The organism is Mesorhizobium sp. M2A.F.Ca.ET.067.02.1.1, assembly GCF_004023285.1.
GTDB lineage: Bacteria > Pseudomonadota > Alphaproteobacteria > Rhizobiales > Rhizobiaceae > Mesorhizobium.
Map to the genome: position 1 here is coordinate 1 of NZ_RZSB01001266.1, position 862 is coordinate 862.

The 862-nt window shown below is 63.2% G+C and carries 2 protein-coding genes; one reads left to right on the forward strand and one right to left on the reverse strand.

The genetic code is table 11. The features are described 5' to 3' along the window. Nucleotides 1-126, reverse strand: a 126-nt coding sequence (locus EOA28_RS37215) for an alpha/beta hydrolase (protein WP_189342420.1), incomplete at its 3' end; no start/stop codon positions are given. 132 nt (nucleotides 127-258) lie between these two features. Between EOA28_RS37215 and EOA28_RS37220 the strand changes: the two genes are divergently transcribed. Then, on the forward strand, nucleotides 259-714 hold the full coding sequence (locus tag EOA28_RS37220) for an Lrp/AsnC family transcriptional regulator (RefSeq protein WP_126083198.1): 456 nt from the start codon (nucleotides 259-261) through the stop codon (nucleotides 712-714). The last annotated feature ends 148 nt before the right edge of the window (nucleotides 715-862 follow it).

An 862-nucleotide genomic window follows, 5' to 3' on the forward strand; every position in this document is an offset into this window, starting at 1 on the left:
GAAATCGGGCAGGTCCCAGCTCGATGGCCGGAAACGCCGCATCGCCGGATCGGTGTCTTGCCAGCGCGATTGCCAATGCGTGGGCCCCGAGCCGCCGCTACCCGGCAGGATGATGAAATGCGTCATGTCGCCTTGCTCCTAAAGATCAACAGGAGCATGGTGGCGTCTTGCCGCAGGAGCAGGAATAGGAAATCATCGGAAAAATGACTTCGAATCCGATGGATTCAAAGTGAAGATGAATAACCCGATGAGCCAGTTATGTTCGACCCCACCGACATTGCCATTGTCGAAGCCTTGCAGGAGAACGGCCGCATCGGCATGTCCGAGCTTGGCCGCCGCGTCGGCCTCTCGCAGCCGGCGACTTCGGAGCGGGTGAAACGCCTGGAGGAGCGCGGCGTCATTGCAGGCTACACCGCCGTGATTGACCCGGCCGCGCTCGGCCTGGGCATGATGGCCATCATCCGGGTGCGCACCACGCATGAGCATATCCGCCCCTGCCTCAAGCAGTTCGCCGAGATGCCACAGATCACCGAAGTGCACCGGCTTACCGGCGAGGACTGCTTCATCCTCAAAGTGGTCGTCCCCTCGCCGGCGCAACTTGAAAGCATCGTCGACGCCGTGGCGCGCCACGGCTCCGTCACGACGGCGCTGGTGCTGCGCAGCGAGACACCGAAGCCGATCGGCCGCGATCTGATCCGGCAATCGGCCCGCTAGCGCGTTTCACCGTTCAAAGGAAAGGCGAAACGCTCTGCCGGCGGGCCTTCATCGGCCGCGCGCGACCGAGTTGACCGCTCAAATGGTCAATGCGGCTCCGCAGTGGCCTGACCAGCAAGTACCGCCTGCTCGACCAGCGCGGCGACCT